This is a genomic window from Shimia sp. (genome assembly GCF_049116215.1).
GTDB lineage: Bacteria > Pseudomonadota > Alphaproteobacteria > Rhodobacterales > Rhodobacteraceae > Shimia.
In genome coordinates this window covers 44,267-58,977 of record NZ_JAGDZB010000002.1, presented here as the reverse complement: position 1 = coordinate 58,977, position 14,711 = coordinate 44,267, and the positions used below count along the sequence as shown (strand labels likewise).

The 14,711-nt window shown below is 57.3% G+C and carries 15 protein-coding genes; 11 read left to right on the top strand and 4 right to left on the bottom strand.

Annotated elements, in window-relative coordinates:
* Window positions 1-13 precede the first annotated feature (13 nt).
* Together JXR15_RS05850 and aroB are read left to right on the top strand one after the other, a co-directional pair.
* A complete protein-coding gene (locus JXR15_RS05850; protein ID WP_422052308.1) occupies window positions 14-562 on the top strand; it encodes a shikimate kinase in 549 nt (182 codons plus the stop codon).
* A 3-nt stretch (window positions 563-565) separates the two neighbouring features.
* Window positions 566-1,678, top strand: a complete 1,113-nt coding sequence (gene aroB / locus JXR15_RS05845; RefSeq protein WP_422052307.1) for a 3-dehydroquinate synthase — start codon at window positions 566-568, stop codon at window positions 1,676-1,678.
* A 50-nt stretch (window positions 1,679-1,728) separates the two neighbouring features.
* Here aroB and pepT read toward each other — a convergent pair whose 3' ends face one another.
* Window positions 1,729-2,973 carry a peptidase T gene (gene pepT / locus JXR15_RS05840; RefSeq protein ID WP_422052306.1) on the bottom strand — a complete coding sequence of 415 codons (1,245 nt, stop codon included), beginning with the start codon at window positions 2,971-2,973 and terminating at the stop codon, window positions 1,729-1,731.
* Window positions 2,974-3,107: 134 nt separating this feature from the next.
* On the bottom strand, window positions 3,108-3,650 hold the full coding sequence (gene ssb, locus JXR15_RS05835) for a single-stranded DNA-binding protein (protein WP_422052305.1): 543 nt from the start codon (window positions 3,648-3,650) through the stop codon (window positions 3,108-3,110).
* 227 nt (window positions 3,651-3,877) lie between these two features.
* Between ssb and JXR15_RS05830 the strand changes: the two genes are divergently transcribed.
* Window positions 3,878-4,462, top strand: coding sequence for a lytic transglycosylase domain-containing protein (locus JXR15_RS05830; RefSeq protein ID WP_422052304.1), 585 nt, complete (start codon window positions 3,878-3,880; stop codon window positions 4,460-4,462).
* A gap of 21 nt (window positions 4,463-4,483) precedes the next feature.
* On the opposite strand, the gene JXR15_RS05825 is transcribed toward JXR15_RS05830, so the two are convergent.
* Both JXR15_RS05825 and miaA read right to left on the bottom strand, forming a co-directional pair.
* A complete protein-coding gene (locus tag JXR15_RS05825) occupies window positions 4,484-5,404 on the bottom strand; it encodes a helix-turn-helix domain-containing protein (protein ID WP_422052303.1) in 921 nt (306 codons plus the stop codon).
* Between the two features lie 87 nt (window positions 5,405-5,491).
* Window positions 5,492-6,373 (bottom strand): tRNA (adenosine(37)-N6)-dimethylallyltransferase MiaA, encoded by an 882-nt coding sequence (gene miaA / locus JXR15_RS05820; RefSeq protein WP_422052302.1) that lies wholly within the window; start codon window positions 6,371-6,373, stop codon window positions 5,492-5,494.
* Window positions 6,374-6,492: 119 nt separating this feature from the next.
* Here miaA and pyrH point away from each other — a divergent pair, with 119 nt between their 5' ends.
* The 8 genes from pyrH (at window position 6,493) to bamA (ending at window position 14,701) form a co-directional block, all read left to right on the top strand.
* A complete protein-coding gene (gene pyrH / locus JXR15_RS05815; RefSeq protein ID WP_299424727.1) occupies window positions 6,493-7,227 on the top strand; it encodes a UMP kinase in 735 nt (244 codons plus the stop codon).
* Window positions 7,228-7,324: 97 nt separating this feature from the next.
* Entirely contained in the window at window positions 7,325-7,888 is a 564-nt protein-coding gene (frr, locus tag JXR15_RS05810) for a ribosome recycling factor (protein WP_299424729.1), read from the top strand.
* Between the two features lie 5 nt (window positions 7,889-7,893).
* Complete coding sequence (locus JXR15_RS05805) at window positions 7,894-8,616, top strand: isoprenyl transferase (protein WP_422052301.1); 723 nt, start codon at window positions 7,894-7,896, stop codon at window positions 8,614-8,616.
* Window positions 8,613-9,386, top strand: a complete 774-nt coding sequence (locus JXR15_RS05800; protein WP_422052300.1) for a phosphatidate cytidylyltransferase — start codon at window positions 8,613-8,615, stop codon at window positions 9,384-9,386. The genes JXR15_RS05805 and JXR15_RS05800 overlap by 4 nt, the downstream gene beginning before the upstream one ends.
* Window positions 9,383-10,552: a 1-deoxy-D-xylulose-5-phosphate reductoisomerase gene (gene dxr / locus JXR15_RS05795; RefSeq protein ID WP_422052299.1), complete on the top strand. Its 1,170-nt coding sequence runs from the start codon at window positions 9,383-9,385 to the stop codon at window positions 10,550-10,552. Before JXR15_RS05800 ends, dxr begins: the two co-directional genes overlap by 4 nt.
* Window positions 10,553-10,576: 24 nt before the next feature.
* The gene (gene rseP / locus JXR15_RS05790; RefSeq protein WP_422052298.1) at window positions 10,577-11,923 is read left to right on the top strand and encodes an RIP metalloprotease RseP; all 1,347 of its coding nucleotides are present in this window, start codon (window positions 10,577-10,579) and stop codon (window positions 11,921-11,923) included.
* A 93-nt stretch (window positions 11,924-12,016) separates the two neighbouring features.
* Window positions 12,017-12,163, top strand: a complete 147-nt coding sequence (locus JXR15_RS05785; protein ID WP_299424738.1) for a hypothetical protein — start codon at window positions 12,017-12,019, stop codon at window positions 12,161-12,163.
* A 177-nt stretch (window positions 12,164-12,340) separates the two neighbouring features.
* Window positions 12,341-14,701 carry an outer membrane protein assembly factor BamA gene (gene bamA / locus JXR15_RS05780; protein WP_422052297.1) on the top strand — a complete coding sequence of 787 codons (2,361 nt, stop codon included), beginning with the start codon at window positions 12,341-12,343 and terminating at the stop codon, window positions 14,699-14,701.
* Window positions 14,702-14,711 lie beyond the last annotated feature (10 nt).

Here is a 14,711-nt window from a genome sequence, read left to right as displayed (position 1 = left end):
TTGCGGGCGTTTGATGAGCTATGATTTGAAAAAAACCGTTGTGTTTGTTGGCATGATGGGGGCGGGAAAAACCGCTGTTGGCAGGGCGTTAGCCGCCAAACTTGATGTGCCATTTATCGATTCCGATGCCGAAATCGTGAAGGCTGCGAATATGAGCATTGCTGAGATTTTTGAGCGAGACGGAGAAGCGTTTTTCCGCCTAAAGGAGAGTCAGGTGATTGCGCGCCTTCTGGAGGAGGAGCGTTGCATTCTTTCCACCGGTGGTGGTGCTTATTTGGCGGAGGGCAATCGCGCGGAGATATCAGAGCGCGGTGTTGCTGTGTGGCTGGATGCGGATGTGGAGCTTTTGTGGAACCGGGTGAAACATAAGGACACCCGGCCGCTGTTGCGCACGGACAATCCGCGCAAAACCTTGGAAGAGATCTTTGAGGCACGGGTGCCTTTGTATGGCCTCGCGGATCTGCCGGTGAAGGCGGACGCTGGGTTAAGTATTGAAGAAATGGCAGATCGGGTGGCGCAGGCGTTGTTGGACGCGCGCCCCGATGTTTTGGCGGAGATGTAAGCCGTGATGGAAACCGTACATGTTGGCCTTGAGGGCCGGGAATATGATATTCACATCGGTCCGGGGTTGCTGGCAAAATCTGGCGCGCTGATTGGGCCAATGCTGGCGCGCAAACAGGTCTGTGTGGTCACGGATGAGAATGTTGCGGCGCTGCATCTGGAGACGTTGCGTGCGGGCTTGGCGGCGGACGGCATTGCCATGGAAGCGTTGGTGCTGCCTGCGGGCGAGAGCACCAAGAGCTGGGCTTATCTGGAGCAAACCGTTGAGTGGCTGCTGTCGCAACGTGTGGAGCGCAAAGACCTGGTGGTGGCGCTTGGCGGCGGGGTGATTGGCGATCTGACCGGGTTTGCGGCGGCCATTCTGCGCCGTGGGGTGGGGTTTGTGCAGATCCCAACCAGCCTTTTGGCGCAGGTGGACAGTTCGGTGGGCGGCAAAACCGGCATCAACAGTCCGCTGGGTAAGAACCTTGTTGGGGCGTTTCATCAGCCGCGACTGGTGCTGGCGGATATTGATGTGTTGGGCACGCTGACGCTGCGTGATTTCCTCGCTGGCTATGGCGAAGTGGTGAAATACGGCATGCTCGGCGATGCCAATTTCTTTGAGTGGTTGGAGGCGCAGGGGCCTGCGTTGGCCGCAGGCGATGAGGCGGCGCGAATTGCGGCAGTGAAGCGGTCTTGTGAGATGAAGGCCGAGATTGTGATGCGTGATGAGACCGAGCAAGGGGATCGCGCCCTGCTCAATCTGGGGCACACTTTTTGTCACGCGCTGGAAGCGGCGACGGGGTATGGCGACCGTTTGTTGCATGGCGAAGGCGTGGCCGTGGGCTGCGCGCTGGCGTTTGAACTGTCGATGCGGTTGGGGCTCTGTGCGCAAGAGGCGCCAAGTCGGGTGCGTGAACATTTGCGCGCCATGGGCATGAAGGTGGACCTGAAAGACATCGAGGGCGACCTGCCAGATGCGGACGTTCTGTTGGATCTGATGGGCCAGGACAAGAAGGTGGTCGACGGCCAGCTGCGCTTCATTTTGGCGCGGGGCATTGGCGAGGCCTTTGTGACTGCAGATGTGCCGCGTGACGTGGTGCGCCAGTTGCTGCACGAAGAGCTGGAGCGGCGGTGAAACTGCAAGAAACTGAATGGTGAAGCCGACCCAGCGGGTCGGCTTTTTTGTTATTTGGCGGCGATTTGTACGAGTTTGGAAATCATGCGAGTGGCGCTTGCCATATCTTGCACAGAAACCCATTCCAGCGGGCCGTGGATTTCCATCATGCCGGTGTAGAGGTTGGGGCAGGGCACGCCCAATTCAGTCAGGCGGGAGCCATCAGTGCCACCTCGAATTGGCACGGAGTCAGGCTCAAAGCCTTCAGTGCGAATGGCCTCGCGGGCGAGGTCTACCGGTGTCATATCATTTTCGAGCCAATAGCGCATGTTGCGGTATTGTTTGCTGATTTCGCAGGCCACTTTGGAGCCGGGGAAGTCATTTTCGGCTTTGGCACAGGCGGCTTTCAATCGGGTGGCCTGCGCCGCTAGATCGTCCATTTCAAAGGCCCGCAGGATGAACCGCAGGGTGGCTTCGCTGCTGCCGCCTTCCTGGGCGTAGACATGGGTGAAGCTTTCGCGGCCGGAGGTGGTTTCCGGGGTAGTGCCGGGCTCGTCGAGATCAGAGACAATCTGTGCTGCCACGTGCAGGGCGTTGGTCATCTTATCTTTGGCGTAGCCGGGGTGGGCGGAGGTGCCGGTGATGGTGACCACAGCGCCGTCAGCGGAGAAGGTTTCATACTCCATGGTGCCGCGTTTGGCGCCGTCCAGCGTGTAGGCAAAGTCGACGCCAAAATCGGCGGGCAGATCGGCGTGCACGCCTTTGCCAATTTCCTCATCCGGAGTGAAGGCGATGCGGATTTTGCCGTGTTTCAGGCCCGGCGTGGTCAGCAGGTGCTCGGCCATGGTCATGATGATTGCAACGCCGGCTTTGTCGTCGGCGCCCAGCAAGGTGAGGCCGGAGGCGGTGATGATGTCTTCGCCTTCTTTGCCTTCGAGATAGGAGGAAGTCGATGGGTTCAGAACCAAATCCGGGTTGTCCGGATAGGTGATGTCGCTGCCGTCCCAATTAGAAATCACGCGGGGTTTTACGCCGGTGGCATTGAACTGTGGTGCAGTGTCGACATGAGCGCAGAAGCCGATTGTAGGAGCGGTCTCCACGGTGGCCGACACGGTGGCGAGGACTACCCCATAGGAGGTCAACTCCACATCGGAGGCGCCGATACGTTCCAGCTCGGCCACAAGATGGCGAGACACATCGAGCTGGATCTCTGTGGACGGGATGCTCGCGGAGTGCTCATCTGATTGGCTGTCGATGGCACAGTAGGCGACCAGTCGGTCGGTGAGTTGCTGGTCAAAACTTGTTTGGTCGCTCATGTCGGGCCTCGCTGAATGATCGTTCACTTGTGCCGGACATTGGGAGAAGTTTGCGCCGGTGTAAAGATGGGCAGGGGGAGCACAACAAAAAGAGGCCGCCAAATGGCGACCTCTGAACATACTGTGTCTGTGACTTAGAACGGGATTTCGTCGTCCATGTCGCGGCTTGGCGCTGGACCACCCTGGTTGCCACCACCGCCGCCGCCGAAATTGCCGCCGCCGCCACCACCTTGATCGTAGCCGCCGCCGTAGCCGCCGCCACCTTGGTCATAACCGCCACCGCTGCTGCCGCCGCCAAAGCCACCGCCGCCATCGCCGCCGCCGGAGCGGCCGTCGAGCATGGTCAGCACGCCGTCAAAACCTTGCAACACCACCTCGGTGGAGTAGCGGTCCTGGCCGGATTGGTCCTGCCATTTGCGGGTTTGCAATTTGCCTTCGACGTAGACTTTGGAGCCTTTGCGCAGGTATTGCTCGGCGATACGTACCAGGCCTTCCTGGAAGATGGCCACGGAGTGCCATTCAGTGCGTTCTTTGCGTTCGCCGGTGTTCCGGTCTTTCCAGGTCTCGGAGGTGGCGATGCGCAGGTTGCACACTTTGCCGCCGTTCTGGAAGGAGCGCACCTCAGGGTCGCGCCCCAGGTTGCCAATGATAATTACTTTGTTCACCGATCCGGCCATGCGCCTATGTCTCCCACGGATTCTTTCTCACGATTTGGGGCACCATACACCACTGCGGGGGATGAATGGGAAGCGGTTTCTCCAATACCTTAGGCGGAAACTTGTGGATAACCTGAGGTGGGAAAACCGCGGCGCGCGCGGGAAATTGCCCAAGCGCAGTCTGCGGTCTGGAAAATTCCCTGCAATTTGATTAAGAAGGCCGCAAAAGCAGGGTGGAGCAGGCGCATATGTCGCGCAGGATTTTGGGACTGGTGATTGGATTGGCCTTGGTTTCTGGGCCGGCGGCGGCGCAAAACCTGTCGACCAAATCCAATGAGCGGTTGTTCAAGAACCAGACAAAAGTTTTGGATGGCCGGGCGTCGGAACAATATCGCAATTCTGTGCGGCTCAAACCTAAGCCGGTGATTACACCGTCTAAATGGGGTGCTGGCAGCTACAACGGCAAGTATCGCGGCCCGTATCTGGTGATGGCGCAGGAAGCCGCGTTGTTGCATGGGGTTCCTGTGGACCTGTTCCTCAAGCTGGTGCAGCAAGAAAGCAATTGGAATGCCACGGCAAAGTCGCACAAAGGGGCGTTGGGGCTGGCGCAGTTGATGCCGCAGACCGCGCGGCTGTTGCGGGTGGATCCACATGATCCGCAGCAAAACCTGGAAGGTGGCGCGCGCTATCTTAAACAACAGTATCAGAAGTTTGGCAGCTGGCGCTTGGCTTTGGCGGCCTACAACGCCGGTCCAGGTGCGGTGGAGAAATACGGCGGTGTGCCGCCGTACGCAGAGACTCGCAACTATGTGCGGGTTATCTGGGGCGGGTAAGCCTTATTAATTTCAGATAAATTACCGGACGCGGGCCTGCTTGCGCACTTGGCTCGGCGCGGCGCCAAAGTGCTGTTGGCAGAAGCGCGTGAAATAGGCGGCGCTGCCAAATCCGAGAGAATCTGCCACACGGTTGATGGGCAGATCACTATCCAAAAGTAGGCTGCGGGCGCGATGCTGGGTCATTTGCGAGAGCATTTCGGCTGCGGTGAGACCGGCAGCCTGACGACAGACGCGCGTCAGATGTGTCGGCGTGATATCGAGTTGGTCAGCGTACCACGCCATCGGGTACCCACTGGTGTATTCGGCCGCAAGGATGTCACAGAAGCGGCGTACAATGCGTTCTGAGGCGCGGGTTGGCGGCGGCGGTCCAGCCTCTTGCAGGTCCCGGCGCAGGGCGACAGATAGAAGGCGGGCGTGGGCATTTAAGGCCTCGGCCATAAAGGGGCGCTTGTCGTGCAACTCGCGGCGCAGAGCGTCCAGAATGGCGGTGAATTCGGCTTGTTCGGTTCCGTCCTGCAATCGCAGATGCTGGGCACGGTCGGGCAGAGTCACGCGGCCGTCATCCGGGATCAACATGGCCAAGCCCTGAACCTGCAACCCAAGTTCAAAGGAGAGCAGTTTGCCAGCGGGGACAAAAATTGCGTTATGCGCCCCAAAACCCCGGCGCAGGCCATGCAACAAAACGCGCCCCTGACCACGGGTGGTCCACAATAAAATGTGGTGCGTGCGCACATGTAATTGCTCAAGCATCCACGGCGCGCCTTTGGTCAGGCCAGCAAGAGTTTCTACACGAATTTGTGGCAAAGGTTGATCTGCCAAAACAGGGCGTGGCGGCGGAGCTGCAGCCACAGGCGCCGCAGGTTTTCGCGCCGCTCCAGACATGCCGCCCATGCCCGGTTTGGTCATAAATGACGGGATATGTAAATTTTTATCGGTCATCTTGCTGTGGATTAAGCGCAGGATGTGCGATTCGAGCAAGTGAAGACTTACTGACCTGTTGTGCCGAATGGCGAAAATTTGCGGAAATTAGATGTCTGCCGGCGTGTGGTGATGCCAGGTTTTCATTTTGGAGCGGAACCATGTGCGTTGACGTTTGGCAAACTGGCGCGTGGCAATTGTGGCGCGTTCGCGGGCGGTTTCCAGATCAATTTCACCACGCAGATGCGCGATGAGTTCCGGCGCGCCAATGGCTTTGGCGGAGAGAAGGGTTGGATCATAGATGGCGAGATTGGCTTCGGCTTCTTCCAGCGCGCCGTGGTCCAACATCAGGTCAAACCGCCGGGCAATCCGCGCGTTGAGCCAGTCTTTGGGCACGTCAAAAACAATCGGCATTGTATCGGACAATGGCAGGAGCGGAGGCGGCGTGTTGTCTTGCCAATCTGCCAATGCGCGGCCTGTGGCGGTGAGGACTTCCCATGCACGCTGCACACGCATGGGGTTTTGGGTGTCGATCCGGGCCTTAGTTTCGGGATCAAGCTCGGCAAGCAGGGCTTGGAAGCCCTCGGCTTCAACGCGGGCGTTGGCGTGCGCGCGCAGCTCTGGTGGTGTGGCGGGGATGTCTGCTAGGCCCTGGGTCAGCGCTGTGAAATACAGGCCGGTGCCACCAACAATGATGGGGCGGGGACCGTTGGTCAGAATTGGCGCCACCTCACGCAGCCAGTGGCCGACTGAATATTCAGCATCATAGGGAACATGGCCATAAAGGCGGTGAGGGGCGGCGGCTTCGTCATCGAGCGAAGGGCGCGCGGTGAGTACGCGCCAATTGTCAAACACCTGAATTGCATCGGCATTGATGATCATGCCGCCCTGTTGCGCAGCAATCTCCAGCGCAAGGGCGCTTTTGCCGCTGGCTGTGGGGCCTGCGATCAATACGGGTTGATCAGAGGCGATGGGCGGCAGTTGTGACATGCGGGTGACCTGACTTTGCGCTTACTTTTGTCGGTTATCCCCAACTCTCGCATTGAACCTGCGGGCGTTTTCCGACATTTTGCGTCCAATCCTAAAACGATGCGCAGATGGAGTGCAACATGAGCGACGACACCGTCCCCGCCGACGCCACCTTTAACCGTGTGATGTTGAAAATTTCGGGGGAGGCGTTGATGGGAGACCAGGGCTATGGCCTGCACCCGCCGACAATTGCGCGTCTCGCCAAAGAAGTGAAATCTGTTCACGACATGGGCGTGGAGATTTGCATGGTGATTGGGGGCGGCAACGTGTTCCGCGGCCTGTCCGGTGCTGCGCAAGGTATGGAACGCACCACAGCGGATTATATGGGCATGCTGGCCACGGTGATGAATGCGCTGGCGATGCAGAGTGCGTTGGAAGAACTGGGCGTGTTCACCCGCGTGATCAGCGCGATTCGTATGGATGAGGTGGCTGAGCCATACATTCGTCGTCGTGCTGTGCGTCACCTTGAGAAAAAACGCGTGTGCATCTTTGCAGCCGGAACCGGTAACCCGTATTTCACCACGGATACGGCTGCGACACTGCGCGCCAATGAGATGGCTTGTGAAGCGATCTTTATGGGCAAAAACGGTGTGGACGGCATCTATGACAAGGATCCCGCCGAGCATGATGATGCGGTGCGCTATGATGAAATCACCTATGACGAGGTGCTGGCCAAGCGTCTGCGGGTGATGGACGCGAGCGCAATTGCACTCGCGCGGGACAACAACCTGCCGCTGATTGTGTTCCCGCTGGACGAGCCTGGTGGCTTCAAAGGCATTCTCGCGGGTCGGGGCACCTATACAAAGGTTGTCTGATCCCGTTAAGGTGATCGAGACGGCGTGACGCGGCGGCAAAAGCCCCGCAACGCGCGAAAAAGACAAAAGAAAACAGACAGAAGAAGAGAGCAATCTCATGTCCGAAGAGTTTGAACTTGATACCGACGATCTGGCACGCCGTATGGATGGTGCCATGGGTGCGTTGAAAACTGAATTTGCGTCGCTGCGCACAGGCCGCGCCTCAGCCAACATGCTGGAGCCTGTGATGGTGGATGCTTATGGATCGCGCACACCCATCAACCAGGTGGGCACCGTGAACGTGCCTGAGCCACGTATGGTGACCATCAACGTCTGGGATAAATCACTGGTGAGTGCGGTTGAGAAGGCGATCATGAACTCTGGTCTTGGGATCAACCCACAGACCAACGGCACCATTGTGATGTTGCCTATTCCGGAGCTGAACGAAGAGCGCCGCACCGAGCTGGCGCGTGTGGCTGCGCAATATGCCGAACATGCCCGTGTTTCGATCCGCAACCTGCGTCGGGATGGCATGGATCAGATCAAAAAAGGCAAGGCGGACGGCCTGTCTGAGGATGATCAGAAGCTTTGGGAAGCGGAAGTTCAGGAAATGACTGACCGTTATATCAAGCAAATCGACGGCGCGCTTGAGAACAAGCAATCCGAGATCATGCAGGTCTGATCAATATGGGTGACGAGATTCCCGCGACCGGCCCTCGGCATGTGGCCATTATCATGGATGGCAACGGCCGTTGGGCGCAGGCGCGCGGTCGCCCGCGGTTATTCGGGCACCACGCCGGGGCCAAGCGCGTCAAAGAGATTGTGCGCGCTTGTAAGCCTTTGGGCGTGGAGTATCTGACGATTTTTGGGTTCTCGACCGAGAACTGGAAGCGCACGCAAGCGGAAGTGGCGGGCTTGATGAGCCTGTTCCGCCAATACATCCGCAAAGAGGCCCGTGGGCTGAAGGCGGAAGGGGTGCGGGTGCGATTTATCGGCGACCGTCCGCGTTTGGATGAAAAACTGCGCGCTTTGATGGACGAATTGGAAGAACTCACCGCAGACAATGACGGGGTGAATCTCACAATTGCGTTGAACTACGGCGGTCGTGATGAAGTGGCGCGCGCCACGCAGCGGTTGGCGCAGGACGTGGCAAACGGGTCGTTGGCACCGGAAGATGTGAACGAAGAGACCTTGCCAAAGTATCTTGATACACATGTTTTGCCCGATCCCGATCTGGTCATTCGCACAAGCGGCGAAGCGCGGATTTCCAACTTCCTATTGTGGCAATCGGCGTATGCAGAATATGAGTTTATTGACACGTTGTGGCCGGACTTTTCGAAAGAGGAATTCCGCAAACTGGTGGACGCTTATGCGCGACGGGACCGTCGTTTTGGCGCGGTGACAGTGTGAGCAGCGTGTCTGGTAAGTGGGGCGATTTGTTGCCTCGGACCCTGTCGGCAGTTGTGCTGCTTGGCGTGGGGGGATTGGCGATCTGGCAAGGGGGCTTTTTGTTCCACGAGTTTGTCGTGATCATCTGTGGCGGTATGGTTTGGGAATTGAGCCGGATGATGTCCGGTGGCGACCAGAAAATCTCGCTCTCTATGGGTGTCTTGGCCGCTGTGGTGATGTTCTTGACCGACTTTGTGCCGGGGCAGGCGATTTTGCCGATGCTGCTGGCTGTGCCCTTAGCGGGTGCTGGGCAACTCAAAAAAGATCGTGGAATTTACTTGGCTTACGCAGTGGGGCTTATGTTGGCCTGTTATGGGCTGATTGTGTTGCGCGATGTACGTGGGGCCTATTGGGTGATCTGGCTGGTGTCGGTTGTCGTGGCTACAGATGTGGCGGGCTATTTTGCCGGGCGCCTTTTGGGCGGTCCAAAGTTCTGGCCCAAAGTGAGCCCCAAAAAGACGTGGTCCGGCACAATGGCTGGCTGGGTGGCAGCGGCCTGCGTGGGCGTGGCCTTTGGTGGCACGCCGTTGATACTTCTGTCGGTGCTGACCTCCTTTGCCTCGCAGATGGGCGATGCAGCTGAGAGCGCGATCAAACGTCGTACGGGTATCAAAGACAGCTCAAACCTTATTCCGGGTCATGGCGGCTTGTTGGACCGGTTTGACGCTATGTTGGGCGCCGCGCTTTTGGTGCTGGTGCTGGGTGCCGTGTTGGGGCTGCCTGCGACATGAGAAAAATCTCCATTTTTGGTGCTACCGGGTCGATTGGGCAAAACACCATTGACCTGATCCGACGCGATCCCGCCAGCTATGACGTGGTGGCGTTGAGCGGTGGTCAAAATATTGCCCAACTGGCGGCAGACGCGCGTGAGCTGAAGGCTGATGTGGCGGTGACGGCGGATGAGGCGCGGCTTGATGACCTGCGCGCTGCATTGGCTGGCAGTGGCGTTGAAGCGGCGGCTGGTGCGGCTGCGATCCGCGAGGCAGCGGCGCGGCCTGCGGATTGGGTGATGAGCGCAATTGTTGGTGCAGCGGGACTGGCGCCGGGTTTGGAGGCGCTGGAGCAAGGCGCGACCTTGGCGTTGGCCAATAAGGAATCGCTGGTCACAGCGGGCCAGCTGATCATGGGCACCGCTGCGAAATACAACGCGCGTATCTTGCCGGTGGACAGCGAGCATTCAGCGATCTTTCAAGGCCTGATTGGCGAAGATATGGCGGCGGTGGAGCGGATCATCATCACCGCCAGCGGTGGTGCGTTCCGGGATTGGACCCTGGAAGACATGGCGCGCGCCACACCGGAGCAGGCCAGCAGCCATCCCAATTGGAATATGGGACAGCGGATCACTGTGGACAGCGCCTCGATGTTCAATAAGGCGTTGGAGGTCATTGAGACCAAAGAGTTTTTTGGCTGCGGGCATGAGCAGATCGAGGTGCTGGTGCATCCGGAATCTCTGGTGCATGCGCTGGTTGGGTTCAACGACGGCGCCTTGATGGCGCATGTAGGGCCACCGGATATGCGGCATGCGATTGGCTTTGCTTTGCATTGGCCAGAGCGCAAGACGTTGCCGGTGGAGCGGCTGGACCTTGCCAAGGTCGGGGCGTTGCACTTCCGCGAGCCAGATTTGCAGCGCTATCCGGCGTTGCGACTGGCACATGAGGTGTTGGAACTGGGCGGGCACGCGGGGGCCATTTTTAACGCGGCGAAAGAGCGTGCGTTGGACGGGTTCCTGGATCATCGCATTGGGTTTTTGCAGATGGCCGAGGTGGTCGAAGAGGTTTTAACACAGCTTTCTCCATCACATTGCCGCAAGAATGCCGAAATGACCCTTGATACGGTCATGGAAACCGACCATCTGGCCCGCAAGACGGCCGGTCAGGTCATGCAAAAATTGGCATAACGCCCCAGAAAGAGGACGACCCCTTTGGATATTTCATCGCTGATTTCCGGTATTGGTGGCGGCGGGCTGACCGTGTTGTGGTTTGTGGTGGCCCTGTCGATCATCGTCGCGATCCACGAGTATGGCCACTACATTGTGGGACGCTGGAGCGGCATTGGCGCGGATGTGTTCAGCCTGGGCTTTGGGCCGGTGATTTGGTCACGTTATGACAAGCGCGGCACCAAGTGGCAGATCGCGGCGATTCCGTTGGGTGGTTATGTGAAGTTCAAAGGTGATGCCAATGCCGCCAGCGGTAAAGACGGCGAAGCTATGGAAGAGATGTCCGAAGAAGAACGTCGTCACACCATGCACGGTGCGCCACTTTGGGCTCGAGCTGCCACGGTTCTGGCCGGACCGGTGTTCAACTTCATTCTGTCGATCATCATTTTCACTGGCGTGATGTTGTTCAACGGCCAGATTGGCAGCAAGCTGATTGTGGGCGAGATCTGGGATCTGCCAGAAGCGCCGTATGAATTGCAGCAGGGCGATGTTGTGACTGCGATTGCAGGGGCAGAAATCCCGTCGTTTGATGATCCTGAAGCCTTTGATGCCTTTGCCAAAGCGATGCCGAAAGATGCTGTGCTGACCTATGCTGTGGAGCGCGGCGGGGAGACATTAGAAGTGTCCGGACCATTTTTGTATCCGCCAATGGTGCAGTCGTTGGCGCCACGTTCCGCTGCCTATAATGCTGGCCTGGAAGTTGGAGACGTGTTCACGGCGATCGATGGTAAGCCGATTGTGGCTTTTTCCCAACTCAAGGAAGCTGTTGAAGGTGGGGAAGGGGCCACATTGGCTCTGACGGTAGATCGGGCAGGTACTGTTGATCAGTTTGACCTAACGCCCCGTCGTGTCGATGAACCTCAGGCGGATGGTGGGTTTGTCACACATTGGCGGATAGGCATTGGTGGTGGCCTGGCGTTTGACCCAGCGACTGAGACTTTGCCTGCCGGCGAGGCCTTTATGGCTGGTGTACGTCAGACCGGGCGGATCATGGAAGGCTCTGTCAGTGGGCTTTATCACATGATCACCGGCGCGATCAGCAGCTGTAACCTGTCAGGGCCCGTTGGCATTGCGCAGACTTCCAGTGCGATGGCCAGCCAAGGCGCGCAAAGCTTTATTTGGTTTATTGCTGTGTTGTCCACGGCCATTGGTCTGTTGAATCTTTTCCCGATCCCGATGCTGGATGGCGGACATTTGGTATTCTACGCCTATGAGGCCGTTACCGGGAAGCCACCTGCGGACAGTGTGCTGCGCATCCTGATGACGGCGGGTTTGGTGTTGGTTTTGAGCATGATGGTGTTTGGTCTGACCAACGATTTGTTCTGCCCCTAACGTGATTTTGGGCACGGCTCCAATGGTTGTGCCCAATTTTCGCCCAATTCCTCCGGTAGAGTTAGGCTGTAGGTAAGAATTGGGTTTGGAACTATGCACACCATTGAAAACGGGTACCGCGCAGTTGGGCTGTTGATTGACATCAACTGGGAGCGCATGTTGTTTCCAACAGCAATCCTCGCTGGATTGTCGCTTGGCGCCTTTGTCGGCACGATGATGATGAACGGCGGGCTTCAGTAAGCCATGGGATTGAGCGGAGGCCTTCGCACAACATTGTGTGGTGTTGACAGGCCGACCCGCTAGGGATGCCAGTGCATTGGCGGCCGATTCTCTTTGATCCAAGGTCAATGCTGTTTTGACATCAGCCCTCAGACCCGATAGTCACAACTCAACTGGGATGTACTGCGGAGTTTGGGAATGACCAAACAATCGAGGGCTTTGGCGATTGCCAAAGACGGGGGAGAGGTGCAGAAACGGCGCCTCATTACGGCGTTTTTCTTTGCAATTTTTGCGATCATGGTGGCGTTGCCAACATTTGGTCTAGCGCAAACATACAACTTCAGCTCGATCCGAGTTGAGGGCAACCAGCGGATCGAATCTGCTGCAGTGGCAAATTACGCTGCTATTCCGCGTGGAACAGCGGTCTCTGCCGGACAGGTGAATGCCGCATACCAGCGCGTGCTGGCGAGTGGTCTGTTTGAGACCGTCGAACTTGTGCCAAGCGGCAGCACGCTTGTGATCAAGGTCACAGAGTTCCCAACCATCAACCGGATCAGCTTTGAAGGCAACAAGCGTCTGAAAGATGAGGCGTTAGAGCAGCTGATTGAGTCGCAATCCCGTCGGGTGTTGAATCCGACCACGGCTGAGCGCGACGCAGCGCGGATCACTCAAGCCTATTCCGAACAAGGCCGCTTGGCGGCGCGGGTGAACACCCGGCTTATTCGGCGTAGCGACAACCGTGCGGATCTGATTTTTGAAGTGTTCGAAGGCGGTGTGGTCGAGATCGAACGCATTGGGTTCGTGGGCAACCGCAACTACAGCGACAACCGGCTGCGTCGCGTTTTGGCGACGAAGCAAGCTGGCCTGTTGCGGGCGTTCTTTAAGCAAGACACCTTTGTGAATGACCGGATCGAGTTTGACAAACAGGTGCTGCGGGATTTCTACCTGTCGCGCGGTTATGTTGACTTCCGTACCCTGGCGGTAAACGCTGAGCTGTCGCGCGAGCGCGACGGTTATTTCCTGACGTTTAACGTGGAAGAAGGCCAGCAGTTCAAATTTGGCAATATTACTGCGACCAGCGAAATTAACGGGGTAGATGCGCAAGAGTATCTGGACACCCTTCGGCTAAAGCCCGGCGTGACGTATTCACCAATTTTGGTTGAAAACTCGATTACAAGGATGGAGCGGTTTGGCCTGAAGCAAGGGCAAGATTTTCTGCGGGTGGATCCCCGTATTTCGCGGAATGACCGTGACCTGACTCTGGATGTGGAATTTGTCATTTCTAAGGGGCCGAAAATTTTCGTCGAGCGCATCGATATTGAAGGCAATACAACGACGCTGGACAAGGTCATCCGCAACCAATTCCGGATTGCCGAAGGGGATCCCTTCAATCCGCGTGAAATCCGTGAAAGTGCGGAGCGTATCCGCGCGCTTGGGTACTTTACGGTTGCAGATGTAAATGCACGAGAAGGCAGCACACCTAGTCAGGTGATTGTGGATGTTGATGTCGAAGAGCAGCCTACGGGGTCGTTGGCACTGGGCGGGACGTACTCGACAAACGATGGTATCGGGCTGGTCGTTCGCTTTAGCGAATCCAACTTCCTCGGCCGAGGTCAGAGCTTTGGGCTGTCCTTCTCGACCTCATCTGACATCAAGGATTATAGCTTGTCCTTTGCTGAGCCCGCGTTTTTGGGGCGCGACCTGACCGCCGGTTTTGGGTTCTTCTATAAGGAATTTGAACCCAGCGAAGCGCGTTTTACTAACACTGTTGGTGAGTTCTCACCCTACCTTGGGTTTGAGATGGGGGAGTTCTCCAATATGCAGCTGCGCTATAAGCTGGAACGGTCTGGTCTGGATGTCTCCGCGGACAATTCGATCGATCCAAATACGATTGTCGAACAAGAAGCGGCACGCGGTGAAATTTGGAAAAGCTCGGTTGGCTACACCTATCGCTATGACACGCGCAAACGTGGTTTGGACCCAACACGTGGTTACATGTTTGAGTTTGGTCAAGACTTTGGTGGCCTCGGTGGCGACTATAAGTTTGTGTCGACCACCGCGCGAGCGGTCGCAGAATCCAAAGTATGGCAAGAGGAAGTGACATTGCGCGCGACGCTGCAAGGTGGTGCGCTATACTCTCCAAATGGCGACAGCCGCATTGACGATCGCTATATTGTGTCCAACCGCCACATCCGTGGATTTAAACCTTATGGTGTTGGCCCACGAGAGCGGTCTGCGGATGGGTCATTGGATGACGCATTGGGTGGCAAATACTATGCCTCGGCACGGTTTGAGGCTGAGTTTCCTTTGGGATTGCCTGAAGAGCTTGGGATCACCGGTGGTCTGTTTTATGATGTTGGCTCACTTTGGGGGCTCGATAACACCAATGGTGTCGGGACAATCTACTACGAAGATTTTTCGCTGCGTCATGTCATTGGGGCGTCAATCTTCTGGACCACGCCAATTGGGCCGCTTCGGTTTAACTTCACCAAGGCGCTTCAGAAAGAAGAGTTCGACCGCGATCAATCCTTTGACTTTACCATCAGTGCTCAATTCTGATCCGGTATGG